General features: G+C 44.4%; 18 protein-coding genes. 16 read left to right on the top strand and 2 right to left on the bottom strand.

The genetic code is table 11. The features are described from left to right. The first annotated feature begins 301 nt into the window (after window positions 1-301). The 16 genes from galF (at window position 302) to wzzB (ending at window position 17,529) form a co-directional block, all read left to right on the top strand. Window positions 302-1,198 (top strand): UTP--glucose-1-phosphate uridylyltransferase GalF, encoded by an 897-nt coding sequence (gene galF / locus AC2CF9_RS04515; protein WP_065648921.1) that lies wholly within the window; start codon window positions 302-304, stop codon window positions 1,196-1,198. 44 nt (window positions 1,199-1,242) lie between these two features. After that, window positions 1,243-2,256 (top strand): UDP-glucose 4-epimerase GalE, encoded by a 1,014-nt coding sequence (gene galE, locus AC2CF9_RS04510; protein WP_150016457.1) that lies wholly within the window; start codon window positions 1,243-1,245, stop codon window positions 2,254-2,256. A gap of 333 nt (window positions 2,257-2,589) precedes the next feature. Next, window positions 2,590-2,988, top strand: coding sequence for an FAD synthase family protein (locus AC2CF9_RS04505; protein WP_104085187.1), 399 nt, complete (start codon window positions 2,590-2,592; stop codon window positions 2,986-2,988). Next, window positions 2,985-4,133, top strand: coding sequence for a CDP-glycerol glycerophosphotransferase family protein (locus AC2CF9_RS04500; RefSeq protein WP_113655026.1), 1,149 nt, complete (start codon window positions 2,985-2,987; stop codon window positions 4,131-4,133). The genes AC2CF9_RS04505 and AC2CF9_RS04500 overlap by 4 nt, the downstream gene beginning before the upstream one ends. After that, complete coding sequence (locus AC2CF9_RS04495; protein ID WP_484556343.1) at window positions 4,102-5,235, top strand: glycosyltransferase family 4 protein; 1,134 nt, start codon at window positions 4,102-4,104, stop codon at window positions 5,233-5,235. The genes AC2CF9_RS04500 and AC2CF9_RS04495 overlap by 32 nt, the downstream gene beginning before the upstream one ends. After that, window positions 5,222-6,268 (top strand): glycosyltransferase, encoded by a 1,047-nt coding sequence (locus tag AC2CF9_RS04490; protein ID WP_484556342.1) that lies wholly within the window; start codon window positions 5,222-5,224, stop codon window positions 6,266-6,268. The genes AC2CF9_RS04495 and AC2CF9_RS04490 overlap by 14 nt, the downstream gene beginning before the upstream one ends. 2 nt (window positions 6,269-6,270) lie before the next feature. Then, entirely contained in the window at window positions 6,271-7,668 is a 1,398-nt protein-coding gene (locus AC2CF9_RS04485) for a lipopolysaccharide biosynthesis protein (protein WP_484556341.1), read from the top strand. 1 nt (window position 7,669) lies between these two features. Beyond that, complete coding sequence (locus AC2CF9_RS04480) at window positions 7,670-8,818, top strand: EpsG family protein (RefSeq protein WP_484556340.1); 1,149 nt, start codon at window positions 7,670-7,672, stop codon at window positions 8,816-8,818. Further along, a complete protein-coding gene (locus tag AC2CF9_RS04475; RefSeq protein WP_484556339.1) occupies window positions 8,815-9,918 on the top strand; it encodes a glycosyltransferase in 1,104 nt (367 codons plus the stop codon). Before AC2CF9_RS04480 ends, AC2CF9_RS04475 begins: the two co-directional genes overlap by 4 nt. 34 nt (window positions 9,919-9,952) lie before the next feature. Then, window positions 9,953-10,996: a polysaccharide biosynthesis protein gene (locus AC2CF9_RS04470; protein WP_065648930.1), complete on the top strand. Its 1,044-nt coding sequence runs from the start codon at window positions 9,953-9,955 to the stop codon at window positions 10,994-10,996. A 3-nt stretch (window positions 10,997-10,999) separates the two neighbouring features. Next, window positions 11,000-12,133 carry a UDP-2-acetamido-2,6-beta-L-arabino-hexul-4-ose reductase gene (gene wbjC / locus AC2CF9_RS04465; protein WP_150016450.1) on the top strand — a complete coding sequence of 378 codons (1,134 nt, stop codon included), beginning with the start codon at window positions 11,000-11,002 and terminating at the stop codon, window positions 12,131-12,133. A gap of 3 nt (window positions 12,134-12,136) precedes the next feature. Next, entirely contained in the window at window positions 12,137-13,267 is a 1,131-nt protein-coding gene (gene wecB / locus AC2CF9_RS04460) for a non-hydrolyzing UDP-N-acetylglucosamine 2-epimerase (RefSeq protein ID WP_150016449.1), read from the top strand. Beyond that, the gene (locus tag AC2CF9_RS04455; RefSeq protein WP_484556338.1) at window positions 13,267-14,481 is read left to right on the top strand and encodes a glycosyltransferase family 4 protein; all 1,215 of its coding nucleotides are present in this window, start codon (window positions 13,267-13,269) and stop codon (window positions 14,479-14,481) included. Before wecB ends, AC2CF9_RS04455 begins: the two co-directional genes overlap by 1 nt. After that, window positions 14,468-14,881 carry a WbuC family cupin fold metalloprotein gene (locus tag AC2CF9_RS04450; protein ID WP_150016447.1) on the top strand — a complete coding sequence of 138 codons (414 nt, stop codon included), beginning with the start codon at window positions 14,468-14,470 and terminating at the stop codon, window positions 14,879-14,881. The genes AC2CF9_RS04455 and AC2CF9_RS04450 overlap by 14 nt, the downstream gene beginning before the upstream one ends. A gap of 162 nt (window positions 14,882-15,043) precedes the next feature. Continuing rightward, a complete protein-coding gene (gene gndA, locus AC2CF9_RS04445) occupies window positions 15,044-16,453 on the top strand; it encodes an NADP-dependent phosphogluconate dehydrogenase (RefSeq protein ID WP_039385340.1) in 1,410 nt (469 codons plus the stop codon). Window positions 16,454-16,521: 68 nt separating this feature from the next. Then, window positions 16,522-17,529 carry an LPS O-antigen chain length determinant protein WzzB gene (gene wzzB / locus AC2CF9_RS04440; RefSeq protein WP_484556337.1) on the top strand — a complete coding sequence of 336 codons (1,008 nt, stop codon included), beginning with the start codon at window positions 16,522-16,524 and terminating at the stop codon, window positions 17,527-17,529. 39 nt (window positions 17,530-17,568) lie between these two features. Here wzzB and AC2CF9_RS04435 read toward each other — a convergent pair whose 3' ends face one another. After that, window positions 17,569-18,684 carry a succinylglutamate desuccinylase/aspartoacylase family protein gene (locus tag AC2CF9_RS04435; RefSeq protein ID WP_150016444.1) on the bottom strand — a complete coding sequence of 372 codons (1,116 nt, stop codon included), beginning with the start codon at window positions 18,682-18,684 and terminating at the stop codon, window positions 17,569-17,571. 111 nt (window positions 18,685-18,795) lie between these two features. Continuing rightward, entirely contained in the window at window positions 18,796-19,593 is a 798-nt protein-coding gene (locus tag AC2CF9_RS04430; RefSeq protein ID WP_484556336.1) for an ABC transporter substrate-binding protein, read from the bottom strand. Between the last annotated feature and the right edge of the window lie 162 nt (window positions 19,594-19,755).

The following is a 19,755-nucleotide window of genomic DNA, read 5'->3' as shown; positions in this document are numbered from 1 at the left end:
CAACCGGCAGGGGTGCGCTTCACGACGCCCCTGTTTTTTGTCTGACAACCCTATGCACGTCGTATCATTCTGAAAAAGGCCGGTCTCAACCCCATGCCCGAATGTTATTTACGTCACGCTTTTCACCGCCTTTAGCGCTTGAATTTGCCCGAAAAATTACCGCTGCGCATCGCCTCAAATAACTAATTTTTGATGTTGTGACAGAGAGTTAGTGTCGCCTTTTCAGATAAAGATTATACTTGCCCGAGCGGCCATTCCTGCATAATCGATGCATGTCTACACTTCATAAAATGGAACAAATATGACCAAGCTTAAAGCAGTAATCCCGGTTGCGGGCCTCGGTATGCATATGCTCCCTGCGACTAAAGCCATTCCAAAAGAGATGCTGCCTATCGTCGACAAACCAATGATCCAGTATATCGTTGACGAGTGCGTGGCGGCAGGCATCAAGGAGATTGTGCTGGTCACCCATGCTTCCAAAAATGCGGTGGAAAACCACTTCGATACAACCTACGAGCTGGAAGCCCTGCTGGAAGCGCGCGTTAAGCGTCAGCTGCTGAGCGAAGTGCAGTCTATCTGCCCGCCAGGCGTTACCATCATGAACGTTCGTCAGGCCGATCCGCTGGGTCTGGGTCACTCCGTACTCTGCGCGCGTCCGATGATTGGCGACAACCCGTTTGTAGTTGTGCTGCCAGACGTACTGCTGGATGACTCTACCGCCGATCACCTGCGCTATAACCTGGCCGCCATGGTCGCGCGTTTTGAAGAGACCGGCCGCAGCCAGGTTCTGGCAAAACATATGCCGAATGAAGATCTCTCTGAGTATGGCGTGCTGACCACCGAGCAGCCTATCGACAACCCGGGCGATATCAGTACGATCACCAGCATCGTTGAAAAGCCGGAGCATGCCGCTGAGCTGAACTCTGACCTGACGGCAGTGGGTCGCTATGTTCTGTCTGCAGATATCTGGGCTGAGCTTGAGAAAACCGAGCCAGGCGCATGGGGCCGTATTCAGCTGACTGACGCCATCGCCTCGCTGAGCAAAACCAAACCGGTTGATGCGCAGCTGCTGACCGGTACCAGTTTCGACTGCGGCCGTAAACTCGGCTACATGCAGGCGTTTGTCTCCTATGGCCTGCGCAGCAACGCACAGGGCCGCGACTTCCGCGAAGCGATTCATAAGATTCTGGACAAGTAAGCATTCCCATACCGCGCAGCCTGCGCGGTTTCCAAGGAGTAGACATGGCTATTTTGGTAACGGGCGGGGCAGGGTATATCGGATCCCATACGGTACTGGCGCTGCTGGAGCGCGGTGACGACGTGGTGGTTCTGGATAACCTCTGCAATGCATCACGCGAAGCGATTAACCGCGTTGAAAAACTGGCGGGTAAAAAAGCGGTATTCGTTGAAGGTGATATCCGCGACCGCGCCTGCCTGCGCGATCTGTTTGCCAGTCACAGCATCTCTGCTGTGATCCACTTCGCTGCGCTGAAAGCCGTTGGGGAATCCACGCGTAAACCGCTGGAATACTACGAAAACAACGTAGCTGGCACCGTGGTCCTGCTTGAAGAGATGCGTGACGCGGGCGTCTGGAACTTTATCTTCAGTTCATCAGCCACCGTATATGGTGCTGACGCCCCGGTTCCGTATGTGGAAACCACGCCGATTGGTGGCACCACCAGTCCTTATGGCACCTCCAAGCTGATGACCGAACTCGTGATGCGCGATTTCGCCAAAGCGGAACCCAAATTCAAAGCCATCGCGCTGCGCTACTTTAATCCGGTAGGCGCGCATGAGTCTGGCGAGATTGGCGAAGACCCGACCGGTATCCCGAACAACCTGCTGCCGTACATTGCGCAGGTGGCGATTGGCCGTCTCGACAAGCTTGGCGTATTCGGTAACGACTATGAGACGCCAGACGGTACCGCACAGCGCGACTATATTCATGTTGTCGATCTGGCAGAAGGGCACCTGAAAGCGCTGGATCACCTTAGCAAGGTTGAGGGCTATAAAGCCTACAACCTCGGCGGTGGCGTCGGCTTCTCCGTGCTGGAGATGATCAAAGCGTTCGAAGCAGCTTCCGGCAAAGCGATCCCGTTTGAGTTCAAACCGCGCCGTGACGGCGACCTGCCCGCCTTCTGGGCAGATGCAACGCTGGCGAACAAGGAACTCGACTGGCGCGTCACACGCGGCATCGACGCGATGATGCGCGATACGTGGAACTGGCAGTCGAAGAATCCGAATGGTTATAATTAAATCAAACTAATAAATAAACCCTTCAAACGCTGTAACACTCATACAGTAGTTTGAGGGGTTTTTTTATATCGCACAGCTTAATTGTTTAAAATTGAAGCAATGTCTGATTAAATTTGGTTGTTTATTGAAAGCTTAGCAATTATCCTTGCTAGTAATAATTTGCATTATGGATGCTTAACAAATTGAATGATCTGAGCTTTTGGCAGCTAAGCTAAGGGCGGTAGCATTGCATTTTCTTAAAAATCCTTTAAATCATAGGTAAAACACAATTTTTCTTTGGGTTTTAATACCGGTCAACAGGCTTTATTTTCATTTGTCTTAAGGAGATTCGGGTTGAAGAAAGTTATAACATTCGGAACTTTTGATGTTTTTCATGTAGGACATATCAATATTCTGGAAAGAGCCGCTAAGCAAGGGGACTATCTGATTGTAGGAGTTAGTTCTGATGAGTTGAATTTCAGCAAGAAAGGGCGTTACCCTATATATAACGAAAATGACAGATGTAAAATAATCAGCTCTTTAAAGTATGTAGATGAAGTGTTCATAGAAGAATCTTTGGAAAAAAAGAAAGAATATATAATCAATTATGATGCTAATATTTTGGTCATGGGTGATGATTGGGCTGGACGATTTGATTGGGTAAATGATGTATGTGACGTAATCTATCTGCCAAGAACACCTTCAATATCCACCACAGAAATCATTGAAGTTGTGAAGTCGAGTAAAAGATGATAATAAAAAAAGCAATTGTCAAATTTTTGAAAGCTTTGTTTTGTGCGATTAATTCGGTCATACCTAAAAAAAGCAATTTAATTCTGTTCAAAAGTAGACCTGATTTTAGTGGCAATGCTAGAGCATTTTATGAGTTTATAATAATAAATCATCCAGAGTTTGACCCTGTCTGGGTAATTGAAAATCAAAGCACACGTCCTGATCTTAAAACGGTCAAGCCAAAATCAGTTAAATGGTTTTTTTGTTTTATACGTTCGAGATATATCGTTACAACACATAATGAAATGATTGGTGTCAAAGGCAATAATCAGGTTTATATTAGCTTATGGCACGGCATGCCACTGAAAAAGATATGCTATCTGGGGGATTACGACTATAAAGGAATGGAAGATTACTCAGCCTACCGAATAGCTTCTTCAGAGATAATGCGCTCAATCATTTCGGCAAGCTTTAGAGAAAAAGCAAACAATGTATATATCACTGGACAACCCAGGAACGATTATCTCTTCGAAGGAGATAAGGCAAATAGCTTATTATCAGGAAGGCAGGAAAATAAAAGAATTATACTTTACATGCCTACCTTTAGAGAGAATCAAGAAGCTGAAAGGTATTCGGACGGTAAAAAAATTGAAAAAGATAATTTTTTCAGAGTAACAGATTTCTCTTTGAATGAGTTAAATTGTTTTTTAAAGGAAAATAATTACCACCTTGTTATTAAGCTACATCCATACGAAGAAAAATCACTGATTGATATAAATCTCGGCGAGAATATAACGCTTATAACAACTGCCACTCTAAGAGAACATGACGTTGATGTTAATCATTTAATGGCAAAGGCGGATATTTTAATAAGCGATTATTCTTCCGCTTATTTTGATTTTATGATATTAAATAGACCGATTTGTTTTTTAATTCCTGATTTAAATGCTTATTCTGAAAGCAGGAGTGGATTTACATTAGAGCCAGTAGAATCCTGGATGCCTGGAGCTAAAATTCATACGCAAAAAGAACTTCTTATAGAACTCGAAGAATTGGCGCAAGGGAATGATAAATTTTCAGGTAAGAGGAACGAAATATCAGAAATGATAAATAAACATAAGGATAATAAAAATAGTGAGCGAGTGTTCAGGCAATTTATTAGATAAAGAAAATGAAATACATCTGTTTTTAGGTGATGTTTCAGCAAAAGGTGGAATAGAACGCGTAACAATATCTCTGGCAAACGCATTGAGCTCATTGTATCGTGTAAAAATAATTTCTTTATATAAAGAAAATTTAGACGTAAGCTTTAATATCAATAGAGAAGTTGAGTTGATAATCCTAAGTGATGGGTTAGAAAAAAGCATGTACAACAGGAAAATGGGCCTGTTGAAAGGTGCATTTTTTGATGTTTACTACATAATAAAAAAATCCCGTAAGTTAAGAAATATAATCAACCCTGAAACAGCTGTGGCAATTAGTTGTGATGTAAAAATGACGGCACTCATTAAAAAGTCAGGGTATGAAAAAATTATAGCAATTGAGCACTTTGAGTATGATGTAATAAATAGTCTTTTAAAGAAGGCAAGAATAAAGCTTTATAAAAAAATAAGTGCTGTTGTATCCCTTACCCTGGAAGATGAAATTAAATATAAATGGCTTCCGAAAGATAAACATTTCGTAATTAATAATATGGTTGAAGATCCTGTTATTATTTTACCCCCTGATGCCCGACAAAATGTTGTTTTAGCAGTTGGCAGATTAACTCATCAAAAAGGATTTGATTTATTATTGCGTGCCTGGGAAAAAATTGACAGCTCTGATTGGCAATTGTTAATAGTGGGGGATGGGGAAGAAAGAATCAATCTTCTCAATTTCATTAAAGAGAAATCGTTAAAAAACGCAAACATAATACCGTTCGAAAAGAATATTGCAGACTATTATAACAAAGCAAAAGTTTTTGTATTGAGTTCGCGTTATGAAGGGCTTGGTATGGTTTTGGTCGAAGCGTTATCATTTGGTCTGGCATGTATTAGTTTTGATTGCCCAGCCGGGCCTAAATCAATTCTTAATAAAAATAATGGAATTTTAGTAAAAGCTAATGATGTCTCAGCTCTTGCTATAGAGTTAGAAAAAATGATTTCTAATCCAGACAAAATCAAACAATTAAATAAAATAGCTCCTGAGAGCATTGATGATTTTCGAGCTAATACTGTGCTGAAGCAATGGAAGCATTTGATAGATTGGGTGATAAATGAAGAGATTTGACATTGTTTTTATAACAAACCTACCTGCTTTTTATAAAGTAAATCTTTTCAATGGCTTATCTAAATATCTTAATATAAAGGTTATATTTGTATCTAATAAATCAAGCATTAGAAATAACGATTTCTTTAATTTTGATATGAATTTTGAGCATGTATTTTTATCTGATGGAAATTATGAGTCCAGAAATAAATTTTTATGCTCCTTTAGGCTTGCTAAAGAGCTAGCCAGTATCAAATATGGAAGATTAATTTACCCAGGCTGGGAAATAAAAGAGTTTTTCTTTAACTCATTATTGACAAATAAAAATAAAAATGCTGTCGCTATAGAAAGCAGTGTCATAGAGAGTGACTTTACTGGATTAAAAGGTAAAGTAAAATCTCTTTATATAAAAAGAATGTCATCAGCATATCCAGCAGGCTTCTTACAAAATGAGATCTTGAAGAATGTTAGTTTTAAAGGTGATGTACACATAACTCATGGTGTAGGGATTATCAATCATAAATTAAAAGCTAATAAAAATGAAATAACAGCGAATTGTGAAGCATTAAGATATATATATATTGGAAGGTTATCTCACGAAAAAAACTTAAAATTATTAATTGAGGTTTTCAACCAAACAGGAATCCCTTTAAAAGTTGTTGGCGAAGGTCCGCAATCTAACGAATTAAAACAGCTAGCGGAAAAAAATATAGAATTTACGGGCTATATAAAAAATGAAGCGCTTAGCGATTTACTACTTGAATCTGATGTTTTCATTCTGCCATCGATTGTAGAACCTTGGGGGCTTGTAGTAGAAGAGGCGCTTGCTGCAGGATTACCTGTAATAGTCAGTGATAAGGTTGGTTGCAATAAGGACATTGTTAAAAGCAATAATGGAATTGTCTTTAACAGTGATAGCGCGGCTGACTTGAAACGTGCAATCAATGATATGAGCAATTTATATCTATATTTCAAAAAAGAATTGCAGAGTATGGATATCAATGAAAATAGCAAGATTCAAATCGACTCCTATACAAAGTCACTAAGTAAATAATTATGAAAAGTAAAATGATTCGCGACTTTAGAAACTATTTTCTAGGAGACGTATTCGTTAAGGGTTTTTTGTTTATTTCGCTGCCTCTCTTATCGCGAATAATGGATCCGCAACAATATGGAAAGCTATCCATTATAAATACCGCAATAATGATAATGTATGTATTTGTGAGTTTGAATCTTCAAAACGCAGTTACTAACAGATATATGCTAAAATCCGAAGGATTCAATAACTATCTAAAATCCATCTTTTCATTTTTAATACCATTCCAGGTGTTTTTAATTTGTATTTCACCAATCATAGCAAAATATATGGCTGTGATTTTGGGCATTAGTGAAAGTGATTTTTTATGGGTTATGCTAATTTGCGTGTTATTAAGTTATATATATATATATACCAGTTATCTTCAGGCATCCCGTCAAAGTGGAGTCTATGTAAAAATAAATGTTTTATCTAAAATAAGCGAGATTGTATTAATATTCGCTTTCGCATATTTTATGACCAGCGAACAGTATCTTTCAAAAATATATGCTCAGCTAATCATCAGTACGTTTATGATTTTTTTCTTGTTCAAGAAGCTAAAATCTATTTCCAATGGTTCATTTAATTCAAGTGAGTTAAAAGACGCATTGTATTTTTCTGTGCCGCTAATTATACACGTTCTTTCTAACTCGCTTTTATCACAAGCCGACAGAATTATCATAAACAATATGATAGGTCCAGGAGAGGCTGGTATTTACTCATTTGCCTATAATATCGCTATGGGAATGGTGGTTTTGATTATGGCATGGAACTCTTCATGGCAACCAAGATTATTTAAACATATTGAGATGGATTCAGGGATAAAAATCACTGATACGACTAAAGCCAGTGCTTATCTTATTCTTGCTATAGGTATTATTGGTATCTTTTTTTCAAAAGAAGTCATTCTCTTAGTTGCAGATAAAAACTACTATTCAAGCATTGAAATATTACCTATTATAATAATTGCCAATGCTTTTACGCATCTTTACTTGTGTTATGCCAACTTTGTCTTTTATAAAAAGAAAGCTTTTTTTATATCGTTTGCTACCATGTTGGCTATGGCGATAAATGTAGGCCTTAATATATTATTAATACCTAAATACGGAATAATTGGTTCTGCCTGGGCTACGGCGTTTGCTTACGTGATGTTAACGATATTTCACTATCTTTCATCAACCTTCCTTACAAAAAATAACAGTATTAGTTTTATTTATATTGTCATATATTTGTTTGCCCTTATGGCTGCTTATTATTTTTCTGAATTTGTAAACAATAGCTTTACTTTATGGATTGCAATTACAATAAAAACAATTTTGTCTGGTTTAATAACAGCGTTTCTCCTCAAAGTTAATTTGCATAAAAAGCTGAGCGATTAGAATGACATCTTATTTTATTTTTATTATTGCTATGGCATCTTTTGCTTTGCTTGATGTAGTATCAATCAGCCATAAAAATAAACTATTGTTAATAGCTTCTTTTTTTATTTTCACTTTTATTGGTCTTAGATATGAAGTTGGTGTTGACTGGTTATTTTATCAGGAGAGTTATGAAGGGCTGGAGAAAAAACTTACAATTGAGCCCGGGTATCTTTTTCTAACTTCGCTCAGCTCGTTTATATTCAATTTCTGGTTTTTTTCAGCATGTGTTACCGGCATACTAATCTTAGCGTTAAACCGCTTTTTTTATAGTTACTCTCCCTATCCAGTTTTTTCACTATGTGGTTATTTTATTATCTCTTTCGGCTTTAACGTCGAGGCATTGAGACAGATAATTGCCGTTGCCTTGTTTTTTATTGCACTTAAATTTTTTATTGAAGGGCGAAAATTAAATTACTATATTTTGTGTTTGGTGGGATCCTCCTTACATATCTCATTATTGCCTTTTATATTTATGCCATTAATATTTAGAGCTAATGCTTTTAACACTATAAAAGTATTCGCTTTTTGTGGGTTTGCTCTTGCTATTGCAAAAGTTTTCCCTGTAGTTGAAATCATAAAATTTTTGAGTGGCGCCTTTAGTAATCCTTATTTAGCTAAAATAGTTTGGTATGCTACAAACGCTAGCGAAGAAACAGCTATAACTTTTAATTATTTATTTAAATTATTGCTATTTACTTTGTATTGCTTAAATAGGCGTAAAATAAAAGAAAGTTTAGCCAAAGATCGCATTCTTACATCGATGATTAATATTGTTGAAATACTATTTGCAGTTATGTTGCTAATAGACGTATATTTTATGCCGTTTTCAACTATAACCTCCAGATATGATGAGTATTTTATTCCAGCAATGTTAATATCATTTGCATATGTAATCAGAGTGAAATATTTCATATTTACTAGAATTGTTTTTTCTTTTGCTTTTATAGTTGCAATATTTTTGAGTTGGCTCAAGTTTTCAGATAACGAATACTTTACTAAGCAATACTTACCATACTCTAATTCATTGCTTCAAATGATTGATGCGCAGACAGATGATGCTGAACGAGCAAAGTCTGTCTATGAACATTGGAAAAAAAGCGATAAATGATATTGATCAATGCAAGTAATCTTTATGTAGGTGGTGGAATGCAGGTAGGCATTTCTGTGATTGAAGAACTCGCTAAAATTGAAGATGAGTTCATAGCTGCAGTATCACCACCTGTTTTCGAGCAATTAAGCCACAATGCCAGAAAAAAATGCTTTGTTATAAGTAAAAGTCCTTCCGGATTATTTAACTTTGCAGCGCGCAGACAGCTTGATAAATTGGTGGCAGATTATAAAATATTGCGTGTATTTACTGTATTTGGACCCAGTTATTGGAGCCCTAAAGTAGGTAACCATACGGTTGGTTTTGCCCTCCCATGGCTTATATATGATACGAAGCTGGTTTTCAGAAAGCTATCATTTTTGCAGAAAGCTAAAAAAATGCTTTTGCTGCAGCTTCAGCCTTATTTTTACAAAAAAAATGCACATAAAATTATTGTAGAAACTGATGATGCTAAAATTTTATTGAGCAAGAAGGTTGGGTTTGCAGAAGATAATATATTTGTTGTTCCTAATACAATAAGTTCTTATTTTAACCGTAAGAGAGATTACTTATTATCTAAAGAGTTTGACTTAAAAAAAGCGCCGGGTGATATATGGCTTTTAACTATATCCCATAATTACCCTCATAAGAATTTAGAAATCATTCATCAACTAATAAAAATACTGCCAGAACATTATAAGTTTGTTTTAACTTTAGATGATTCATTTTTAAAAAATGTTGATAAGAAGTTTTGGCACAGATTTATTCTGCTTGGGAAAATTACAAATTCACAATGTCCTGAAGTCTATTCGCATGCAGATGGAATGTTCCTTCCTACTTTACTTGAATGCTTTAGCGCTTCATATCCTGAAGCAGGATTCATGAAAGTACCAATCTTTACTTCAGATCTTAGTTTCGCGAAAACAATATGCGGAGATGGTGCTTTTTATTTTGATCCTATGGATTGCATAAATATTGCATCAGTGATAACCAGTGCATACAAAAATCCTGACAAGATAAAAGAAAAAATTGAAATTATGTATAACATTCAATCCCGGCTGCCCACCGCAGTTGATCGGGCAGTGGCTTATAGAAATATTCTTTTTAAGAAAACTCATTAAGTAAAGTAAATATGTTTAATTAAGGGTACAGCTTATGTTCAACTCTAAAACTCTTTTGATTACTGGTGGTACAGGCTCTTTCGGCAATGCAGTTCTCAAAAGATTTCTTGACACCGATATTGGTGAAATTCGCATTTTTAGTCGTGATGAAAAAAAGCAAGATGACATGCGCAAAAAATTCAACAGCGATAAGTTGAAATTTTATCTGGGAGATGTGCGTGACGAAAACAGCATTGCTGCTGCAATGCGTGGTGTGGACTATGTTTTTCATGCGGCAGCGCTAAAACAGGTGCCTTCCTGCGAGTTCCACCCGATGCAGGCTGTGCGCACTAACGTTCTCGGCACCGAAAACGTGCTGAACTGCGCAATCAATGCTGGCGTAAAACGTGTCGTTTGTCTGAGCACCGATAAAGCGGTGTATCCAATCAACGCTATGGGCATCAGTAAAGCGATGATGGAAAAAGTCATGGTAGCGGCCAGTCGTAATCTTGAAGGCACTGGCACCGTCATCTGTGGCACGCGCTACGGTAACGTAATGGCATCACGCGGTTCTGTTATCCCGCTATTTGTTCAGCAGGTACAGCAGGACAAAACCATTACTATCACTGAACCCAGCATGACGCGTTTTATGATGACCCTGGCGGATGCGGTTGATCTGGTGCTGTATGCATTTGAGCACGGTAACAATGGTGATATCTTCGTTCAGAAAGCGCCGGCGGCTACTGTTGAAACTCTGACCAAAGCCATCCTGAAAGTGATGAATAAGCCTGAGCACCAGGTCAGCGTCATCGGTTCCCGTCACGGTGAAAAGTTGTATGAATCTCTGCTCAGCAAAGAAGAACGTGCCTGTGCTGAAGATATGGGTGATTATTTCCGTATTCCGGCAGATACCCGCGATCTGAATTATGCGAAGTTTGTAGAAGAGGGTGAGAAAAAAATTACGGATGCTCTATGCGGTGAAGAATATAATTCCCATAATACAGTTCGTCTTGACGTTGAAGGGATGATTAAGCTCCTTATGAAACTCGAGTTTATGCATAAAATTGCAAATGGCGAGTATGCTGACGCGGAGGAGTAAGCCTTGAAAGTCCTGATAACGGGGTCTGATGGTTTTATAGCAAAAAACCTGGCTTTAAGCCTGCAACAACGTCAGAACATCCAGGTAATATCTTTCAATCGTGAAAGCAAAACTGAAGATCTTTCTGCTTTGATCGAAAAAGCGGATTTTATATTCCATCTGGCGGGAATCAATCGACCTCAGGACCCCGCTGAATTTACGCGTGGCAATGTTGATTTATCCTCTCTTGTCTGCGACGCGATTAAAAAATGTGTTAACGAAACCGGACGTTATATTCCGGTTGTATTTAGTTCTTCAATTCACGCGTCTGCCGACAATGAGTATGGCCGGACAAAATTAGCAGCAGAAAATGTTTTCGCTACTTTAGCCAGCGAAACGGGTAACCCGGTGTTTATCAGCCGGCTTCCGGGCGTCTTTGGTAAGTGGGCTAAACCGAACTATAATTCTGTGGTTGCAACGTTTTGCTACAATATAGCGCATGAACTTCCTGTCACCGTCAACGATCCGCAATATCTCCTCAGGCTCGTATACATAGACGATGTTGTGAAGGTGTTCACGGATTTACTGGAGCAGGAAATAAAACCTGGTAATAAGCAGCATTTTATCAAGGTTGTTCCTGAATATAATGTTGCGTTAGGTGAGATCGCCGAAAGCATCACCGGTTTTCGTGAGGGCCGTAATTCTCTGGAACTCGAGCGCGTCGGTACTGGTTTTTTGAGAGCGCTTTATTCGACCTACGTCAGCTATCTACCTGAGCAGGACTTCTCATATCCGGTAAAACAACATACCGATCCGCGTGGCAGCTTTGTCGAGTTATTCAAGAGTAAAGATTCCGGACAGGTTTCTTATTTTACCGCTCACCCTGGCATCACACGTGGCGGGCACTACCATCACACCAAAACTGAAAAATTTATGGTCATAAGTGGTACGGCTCGTTTTAGGTTTCGCCATATGTTAACTGATGAATATTATGAAACGGTTACCAGCGGTGATAAACCGGTGATGGTAGAGACAATTCCTGGATGGGCTCACGATGTGACTAATATCGGTGATGAAGAGCTTATAGCTATTGTCTGGGCTAATGAAGTCTTCGACCCTTCTCATCCGGATACTATTTTCTCTAAATTAGATAAGTAATTTATGAAAAAACTAAAAATTGTTTCAGTTGTAGGAACGCGTCCGGAAATTATCCGCCTGTCGCGCGTGCTGGATAAACTTGACCAGTACTGTGAGCATATTCTGGTTCACACCGGTCAGAACTACGACTATGAGCTTAACGAAGTCTTTTTCAACGACCTGAATGTGCGTAAGCCGGACTTCTTTCTGGATGCTGCGGGAAAAAACGCGGCAGAAACGATTGGCCAGGTGATCATTAAGATTGACCAGGTGTTTGCCGAAATCCAGCCGGAAGCGATGCTGGTCTTAGGGGACACCAACTCCTGCATCTCTGCTATCGCGGCTAAACGTCGCAAAATCCCCATTTTCCATATGGAAGCGGGTAACCGCTGCTTTGATCAGCGGGTACCTGAAGAAACCAACCGCCGTATCGTTGACCATACCGCAGATGTTAACCTCACCTACAGCGATATTGCGCGTGAATATCTGCTGGCTGAAGGCCTGCCGGCAGATCGGGTTATCAAAACCGGTAGTCCGATGTATGAAGTGTTAACGCACTACATGCCGCAGATTGATGGCTCTGATGTGCTTGAGCGTCTGCAGCTTCAGGCAAATCAGTTCTTCGTTGTCAGCGCTCACCGGGAAGAGAATGTCGATTCGCCGAAGCAATTAGCTAAGCTGGCGGATATTCTGAATACTATTGCTGAGAAGTATCAGCTGCCGGTTATTGTCTCTACGCATCCGCGTACCCGTAACCGCATCGAAGCCAACGGCATTGTATTTCACGAAAAAATTCAGCTGCTGAAACCTCTCGGATTCCACGACTATAATCACCTGCAGAAACATGCCCGTGCAGTGCTTTCTGACAGCGGAACCATCACTGAAGAGTCGTCAATCATGAACTTCCCGGCGCTGAATATTCGCGAAGCGCATGAACGTCCGGAAGGGTTTGAAGAAGCTTCGGTCATGATGACGGGTCTGGAGCGCGATCGCGTACTGCAGGCGCTTACCGTGCTTGAGACTCAGCCGCGCGGCGAAGAGCGCTTGCTGCGCCAGGTCTATGACTACAGCATGCCGAATGTATCAGACAAAGTCGTCCGGATTATTCACTCCTACACTGACTACATTAAACGGGTTGTCTGGAAAGAGTACTGATGAAATTTGCTTTTATAATTGACGATTATCTTCCGCACAGTACCCGCGTCGGCGCAAAAATGTTCCATGAGCTGGCGCAGGAGTTCATTCAGCGTGGTCATAGCGTTACGGTTATTACTCCGGATGCAAATCTGCAGCACGCGTTGCAGGAGGATATGTTAGAGGGCGTTACCGTCTGGCGTTTCAGAACGGGCCCCATAAAAGATATCAGTCATATTCAGCGGGCAGTGAATGAAAGCCTGCTGTCAGTGCGTGCGTGGAGAGCGGTACGTCATAAGATAAAAGCAAACTCATTCGATGGCGTCGTGTACTACTCTCCCTCTGTTTTCTGGGGATATTTAGTCAGGAAGATCAAACAGCGTTGTGCATGCAAATCCTACCTGATTCTGCGTGACTTTTTTCCACAGTGGGCCATTGATGCGGGCATGATTAAGCAGGGCTCGCTAACCGAAAAGTATTTTCGCCATTTTGAGAAAAGCCTTTACGATGAAGCCAGCGATATAGGCCTGATGTCGGAAAAAAACCTCAGGCTGTTTATGCAGCATAATCCGCAGAGAAGGGCCGGAGTGCTACGCAACTGGGCCAGCATTGAACCTGCTCATGCAGGGGATAGTGAATACAATTCGATTATCAACGCATCCGGCCTGCAGAATAAAACGGTGTTTTTCTACGGCGGCAACATTGGCCATGCGCAGGATATGGCGAACCTGATGCGGCTGGTAAAGAGCATGCAGGCTTTTCCGCAGGCGCATTTTTTGTTTGTCGGGCAGGGTGATGAAGTCACTCTTGTTAACAAACTCGCTCAGGAATGGGCGTTGACAAACTTCACTTATTTGCCGTCGGTGGATCAGAAAACGTTTAAATATCTGCTGACTGAAGTTGATGTCGGTCTGTTTTCTCTGGCAGCGAACCATACCTCACATAACTTCCCGGGAAAACTGCTGGGTTACATGGTGCAAAGTATCCCTATCCTCGGTAGCGTCAACAAAGGTAACGATCTAGCCGATATCGTTAATGCTAACAAAGCCGGAACGATTTTCATCAACGGTGAAGATGAGCGTCTGCTGCAGGCGGCAATAAACTTTACGCAGGATGAGACATTGAGAAAAGAGATGGGCGCGGCTGCTTATCAGCTGCTGCTGGATCAATTTTCAGTGGGCGCTGCCGCAGGTCAGATTGAAAACGCGTTTGGGGTGAATAATGAGAGTCATTGATAAGGCCGTTACCGAGCAGCTCTACCGGGATGCAGAGCTGTCAGTGCGCAAACGCGCGCATCTTCTTATGCATGCTTCCCATGATGACAAAGTTCAGCGTCTGCTGATTGGTTTAGTCAGCGGAAGCTTCGTTGAGCCTCACTACCATGAGCTTTCGCATCAGTGGGAGCTGTTCACGGTGCTGGAAGGAGAGCTGGATATCCGGCTCTATGATGAACAGGGTGCTGTGGTACGTCAGTTTGTTGCGGGGCCACGCTCGGGTATCACGCTGGTTGAATTCAGTCCTGGTGATATTCATAGCGTTGAATGCCTTTCAGAACGCGCCCTGATGCTTGAGGTCAAAGAAGGACCGTTTGACCCTGCGTTTGCAAAAGCCTCTCCGGCATGGGCAGATAACTAAGCCATTCATTTTTTGGGTTATCTGATTTCATGCCTGGCATTTACGCAAATGAGCCGGGTGAAGCATCTTAGGCTATCTAAATCTGAGATGAGTGAGTTAACATCGAAGTACTTTTGTGCTGCTAATCACATCAGCAGTAAATACATCTGACAGGAGTATGTAATGTCTAAGCAACAGATCGGCGTAGTAGGGATGGCAGTCATGGGCCGTAACCTGGCTCTCAATATCGAAAGCCGTGGTTACACCGTTTCTATCTTCAACCGCTCACGCGAAAAGACCGATGAAGTCATTGCTGAGAATCCGGGTAAGAAGCTTGCTCCATTTTACACCGTAGAAGAGTTCGTTGAGTCACTGGAAAAGCCGCGCCGTATTCTGCTGATGGTGCAGGCGGGTGAAGCGACGGATAAAACCATCGCATCGCTGACGCCGCATCTGGATAAAGGCGACATTCTGATTGATGGCGGTAACACCTTCTATAAAGATACTATCCGTCGTAATCAGGAGCTCAGCGAGCAGGGCTTTAACTTCATCGGTACCGGCGTCTCCGGCGGTGAAGAGGGCGCGCTGAAAGGCCCTTCTATCATGCCTGGCGGTCAGAAAGAAGCTTATGAGCTGGTTGCCCCTATCTTCGATAAGATTGCTGCCCGTGCAGAAGATGGCGACGCCTGCGTGGCGTACATCGGCCCGAACGGCGCGGGTCACTATGTGAAGATGGTGCATAACGGTATCGAATATGGCGATATGCAGCTGATTGCTGAAGCTTATGCGCTGCTGAAAGGTGCGCTGGGTCTGAGCAATGAAGAGCTGGCTGAAACCTTCACCGACTGGAACAACGGCGAGCTGAGCAGCTACCTGATCGACATCACCAAAGATATCTTCACCAAGAAAGATGAAGAGGGTAACTACCTGGTTGATGTGATTCTGGATGAAGCAGCAAACAAAGGCACCGGTAAGTGGACCAGCCAGAGCTCGCTGGATCTGGGTGAGCCGCTGTCGCTGATCACTGAATCTGTCTTTGCCCGCTACCTCTCTTCACTGAAAACGCAGCGCGTTGCTGCCTCTAAAGTCCTGAGCGGTCCGCAGGCGCAGGCAGTAAGCGGGGATAAAGCTGAGTTCGTTGAGAAAGTGCGTCGCGCACTCTACCTGGGCAAAATTGTCTCCTACGCGCAGGGCTTCTCACAGCTGCGTGCGGCATCAGAGCAGTACAGCTGGGATCTGCAGTATGGTGAGATCGCGAAGATCTTCCGTGCCGGCTGCATCATTCGTGCACAGTTCCTGCAGAAAATCACCGACGCCTATGCTGCCGATGCCAATATCGCCAACCTGCTGTTAGCGCCATACTTCAAAGATATCGCTGACCAGTATCAGCAGGCGCTACGCGATGTAGTGGCTTATGCAGTACAGAACGGCATCCCGACCCCGACCTTCTCCGCAGCTATCGCGTACTATGACAGCTACCGTTCAGCGGTGCTGCCTGCTAACCTGATTCAGGCGCAGCGTGACTACTTTGGTGCGCATACTTACAAGCGTACCGATAAAGAAGGCGTATTCCACACCGAGTGGTTAGAGTAACTGTTCTTAACACCTCCCGTCCGGGAGGTGTTTTTCTATGCTGACAATGATTGGCGAGTACTGAATTTATGAATGCAAACAATAAGCCCGGACTGAATAACGATCCGGGCGTTCTGGCTTCAAAAAATAATGATGAAATAGATTTGCTCGACATAATTGTCCAGCTGTGGAAAGGCAAGTGGATAATTATTGCGACGATGGTAGTGACGATGCTTTTAAGCCTTGTCTATTTAAGCGTGGCGAAGGAAAAATGGACGTCTGAGGCCATTGTTACGCTGCCTTCAGCGGGACAGGTCGCCAGCTATAACGCCACGCTGGGTGCACTGTATGCGCAAAACATCCAGGAGAAGCCCTCAATAACGTATTTACAAAGCCAGCTGTTTGGCCGCTTTAGCGCGTCATTGAGTGCGCTCGCTGGCGCCCTGGCAAATCAGGAAGTGCCTGAAACATTAAAAATCAGTCAGGTGAATAAAGGCAGTAATGATGCGCTGACGGTCTCTTTTGTTGCGCAGAGTGCAAAAGAAGCGCAGGCGCAGCTGAAGAAGTATCTTACGACCGTCAATAATGAAGTTGTTAGCGATTATGGTCAGGATTTAAAGCACAATCTGGGCGTGAAAGCCAAAGAGCTGAAAGAAATTCTGGATGCGCACAAGCAGGTTGCCATCAATAAAAAACAGCATCGCCTTGATGTGATTACTCAGGCGCTGAAGGTGGCGGAAGCAGCCGGCCAGGTGAAATCGCAGCTGAGCCAGGCAGAGTTTCTCTCCGATGACACGCTCTATCTGCTGGGCAGTGAAGCGCTGCGCGCGATGGTATCTAACGAAACCACTAAGCCGCTCACCTTTGATGATGATTATTATACCGCCGAGCGTGCGCTGCTCTCTGTTACGCACGTGACCATCCAGACGGATAACCTGCAGTCGTTCCGCTACATCGCTGAAGCTGACCTGCCGATTCGTCGCGACAGCCCGAAAAAGACCCTGACCGTACTGTTAGCCCTGATCCTGGGCGGCGTGCTGGGTTCGGCTATCGTGATTGGCCGCAGCATCGTCAGCAACTACCGCAGTCGTCACTAAAATAAAAAAACCGGCCTCTGAGCCGGTTTTTTTATGCCATCACATCACCAGCAGCTCACCGCTGCGTCCTGCACTTTCCCCCGCCAGCCGCACCGCCAGCATCCCGGACGTGACAAACTTGGTGAGGTTTCTGGCGTAGAGCACGCCGCCATACTCAGCCACCAGCGGCGTAATGTGGTCGCTGACCGGATCGATCACTTCTGCCACCACTTCCCCCGGTTTAATCCACTCACCCAGCTTACGCCGGTTCAGCAGCAGGCCGGAGTAGGGCGCATGAATGTATTCACAGCCCGCCAGCGGCGTGGGGGGATGGCGCAGGGCAGGAGAGACGCCCGGATCGCCGCTGATATAGCCACTTTCGGTGAGCGCATTAATGATCGCATCGGCATCTTTTTCCGCCTGTTCCGCAGAGACGTCGGCGACGCCACGCAGCTCCAGCGTCACCGGCAGCAGACCGCGCGGCATCGGATAGTCATCGCCAAAGCGTTTTGCCAGCGTCAGCCAGGGTTCGCAGCACGCTTCGTCGAACGGCTCCCCGCCGGAAATCTGCGCCAGCAGCTGCACCTCGCTGCCGAGCCAGCGCGCCAGCGGTTCCACCTCAGACCAGGCGTGAGGCGTTGTATAGAGGTGCGGCAGCGCATCCCAGTCGCAGTGCAGGTCAATCATCAGATCGGCCTGACTTGCCATACGCATCAGGGTATAGCGCTGCGACTCCAGCTCGGTTCTGGCTATCTGATCGCGGTAGTAACGATCGATAGCATCGCGGATCAGGCGTCTGTTTTCATATTCACTCTGCGTCAAAGACCCCGCCAGTTCAGCGGCCAGCTTCTCACCCAGCGCCGGAAAGCGCCGGTTAAAATCCTGGCCAGAGAGAGTATGAAAACGTCCCAGATGCGTGCCGTGCCAGTGCTGACCCAGCGCCAGCGGATTGGCTACCGGAACCAGCGTGATTTTGGCTTTCAGCTTGCCGGCGGACTCCAGCGCCAGCAGCTTCTGTTTGAGATACCAGGCAACCGCCATACCCGGCAGCTCATCGCCGTGCAGAGCGGCCTGAATATAGACGCGCTTTTGCGAGTCGGTACCGAAATGAAAGCTGACTATCTCTCGCTGGGTGCCCAGCGAGGCGCTCAGTAATGGATGATGTTGTTGTTGCATAGGGCGGCCGGTGTCCTGTTTCTGAGGCTGCAGTAGCGCGCAGGCCTGTTAGGGTGACTGAACAGAGTATAGTTCCGTCAAAAAAGCGGCGGCAAACGCGCCGCCGGAGATTCACGGCTGGACAGAGATATCTGTCGCGAAGTAGCGCTTCTGAATAGTGTCAAACGTGCCGTTTTTCTTCAGCTCATCAAACGCGCCGTTGAGCGCCGCTTTCAGTTCAGTGTCGCCTTTACGCAGGCCGATAGCGGTGCCAGGGCCAATCAGCGGGTCCCGCACAATCGGGCCGGCCAGCGCAAAATCTTTCCCCTGCGGATGCTTCAGAAAGCCGATAGCCGCCTGCGCAGCGTCGGTAAACACCGCGTCCAGACGGCCGGAGATGAGGTCGCTTTCCACCTGTGCCTGGTCGCCATACGGCACCACATTGACGCCGTGCGGCTGCCATTTAGCGCGCGCATAACGCTCCTGCACCGTACCCTGTTCCACGCCCACGCTTTTGCCCTTCAGCGACTCTGCGGTCGGCAGCAGGCCGGAGCCTTTACGCGCTATCAGCTGCACGTGCGTGTCATACATCGGTTCGGTAAAGTCGATCTGCTTCAGGCGCTCTTCGGTCACGCCCATATCGGAGAGGATAGCGTCAAACTTGCGCGCCTTCAGCGCCGGGATCATGCCGTCAAACTGGCTTTCCACCCAGACGCATCTGGCCTGCATCTGCGCGCACAGCGCGTTGCCCAGATCGATATCAAAACCCACCAGCTTGCCCTGCGGGGTTTTGGACTCAAACGGCGGATAGGTCGGATCAACCGCGAAACGCACCTGATCAATCTTTGCCTGCGCGCCAAAAGCGCAGCCAGCCAGCAGCGCCAGCGCTGCGGTATTGCGCAGACGCGCGGTAAAACGGGAGTGTGCCATAAACGGGTTCTTCTGTTGTAAAAGCGGGTATTCCGAGAGTACCCCCCGCGGTGGCGGATGGCAATTAGAGGATTATTTTCATCACGTTACCATTATGCAGCCGCGGATAGTGAGCATTCCGGAATGATAAGCAGGGCCGCTGGTGGCGACCCTGAAAATGCG

It is taken from the genome of Pantoea sp. SYBGC1 (assembly GCF_057197005.1).
The sequence above is the reverse complement of the archived record's forward strand: the minus strand, read 5'-3'. Positions and strand labels throughout refer to the sequence as shown.

Excerpts from the sequence above, each read along its gene's own strand:
- AC2CF9_RS04490 (WP_484556342.1), top strand. The coding sequence starts at position 5,222 with ATGAAGAGATTTGACATTGTTTTTATAACAAACCTACCTGCTTTTTAT.
- AC2CF9_RS04485 (WP_484556341.1), top strand. The coding sequence starts at position 6,271 with ATGAAAAGTAAAATGATTCGCGACTTTAGAAACTATTTTCTAGGAGAC.
- gndA (WP_039385340.1), top strand. The coding sequence starts at position 15,044 with ATGTCTAAGCAACAGATCGGCGTAGTAGGGATGGCAGTCATGGGCCGT.
- AC2CF9_RS04475 (WP_484556339.1), top strand. The coding sequence starts at position 8,815 with ATGATATTGATCAATGCAAGTAATCTTTATGTAGGTGGTGGAATGCAG.
- AC2CF9_RS04455 (WP_484556338.1), top strand. The coding sequence starts at position 13,267 with ATGAAATTTGCTTTTATAATTGACGATTATCTTCCGCACAGTACCCGC.
- AC2CF9_RS04430 (WP_484556336.1), bottom strand. The coding sequence starts at position 19,593 with ATGGCACACTCCCGTTTTACCGCGCGTCTGCGCAATACCGCAGCGCTG.
- galE (WP_150016457.1), top strand. The coding sequence starts at position 1,243 with ATGGCTATTTTGGTAACGGGCGGGGCAGGGTATATCGGATCCCATACG.
- galF (WP_065648921.1), top strand. The coding sequence starts at position 302 with ATGACCAAGCTTAAAGCAGTAATCCCGGTTGCGGGCCTCGGTATGCAT.
- wzzB (WP_484556337.1), top strand. The coding sequence starts at position 16,522 with ATGAATGCAAACAATAAGCCCGGACTGAATAACGATCCGGGCGTTCTG.
- wecB (WP_150016449.1), top strand. The coding sequence starts at position 12,137 with ATGAAAAAACTAAAAATTGTTTCAGTTGTAGGAACGCGTCCGGAAATT.
- AC2CF9_RS04500 (WP_113655026.1), top strand. The coding sequence starts at position 2,985 with ATGATAATAAAAAAAGCAATTGTCAAATTTTTGAAAGCTTTGTTTTGT.
- AC2CF9_RS04450 (WP_150016447.1), top strand. The coding sequence starts at position 14,468 with ATGAGAGTCATTGATAAGGCCGTTACCGAGCAGCTCTACCGGGATGCA.
- AC2CF9_RS04470 (WP_065648930.1), top strand. The coding sequence starts at position 9,953 with ATGTTCAACTCTAAAACTCTTTTGATTACTGGTGGTACAGGCTCTTTC.
- AC2CF9_RS04435 (WP_150016444.1), bottom strand. The coding sequence starts at position 18,684 with ATGCAACAACAACATCATCCATTACTGAGCGCCTCGCTGGGCACCCAG.
- AC2CF9_RS04480 (WP_484556340.1), top strand. The coding sequence starts at position 7,670 with ATGACATCTTATTTTATTTTTATTATTGCTATGGCATCTTTTGCTTTG.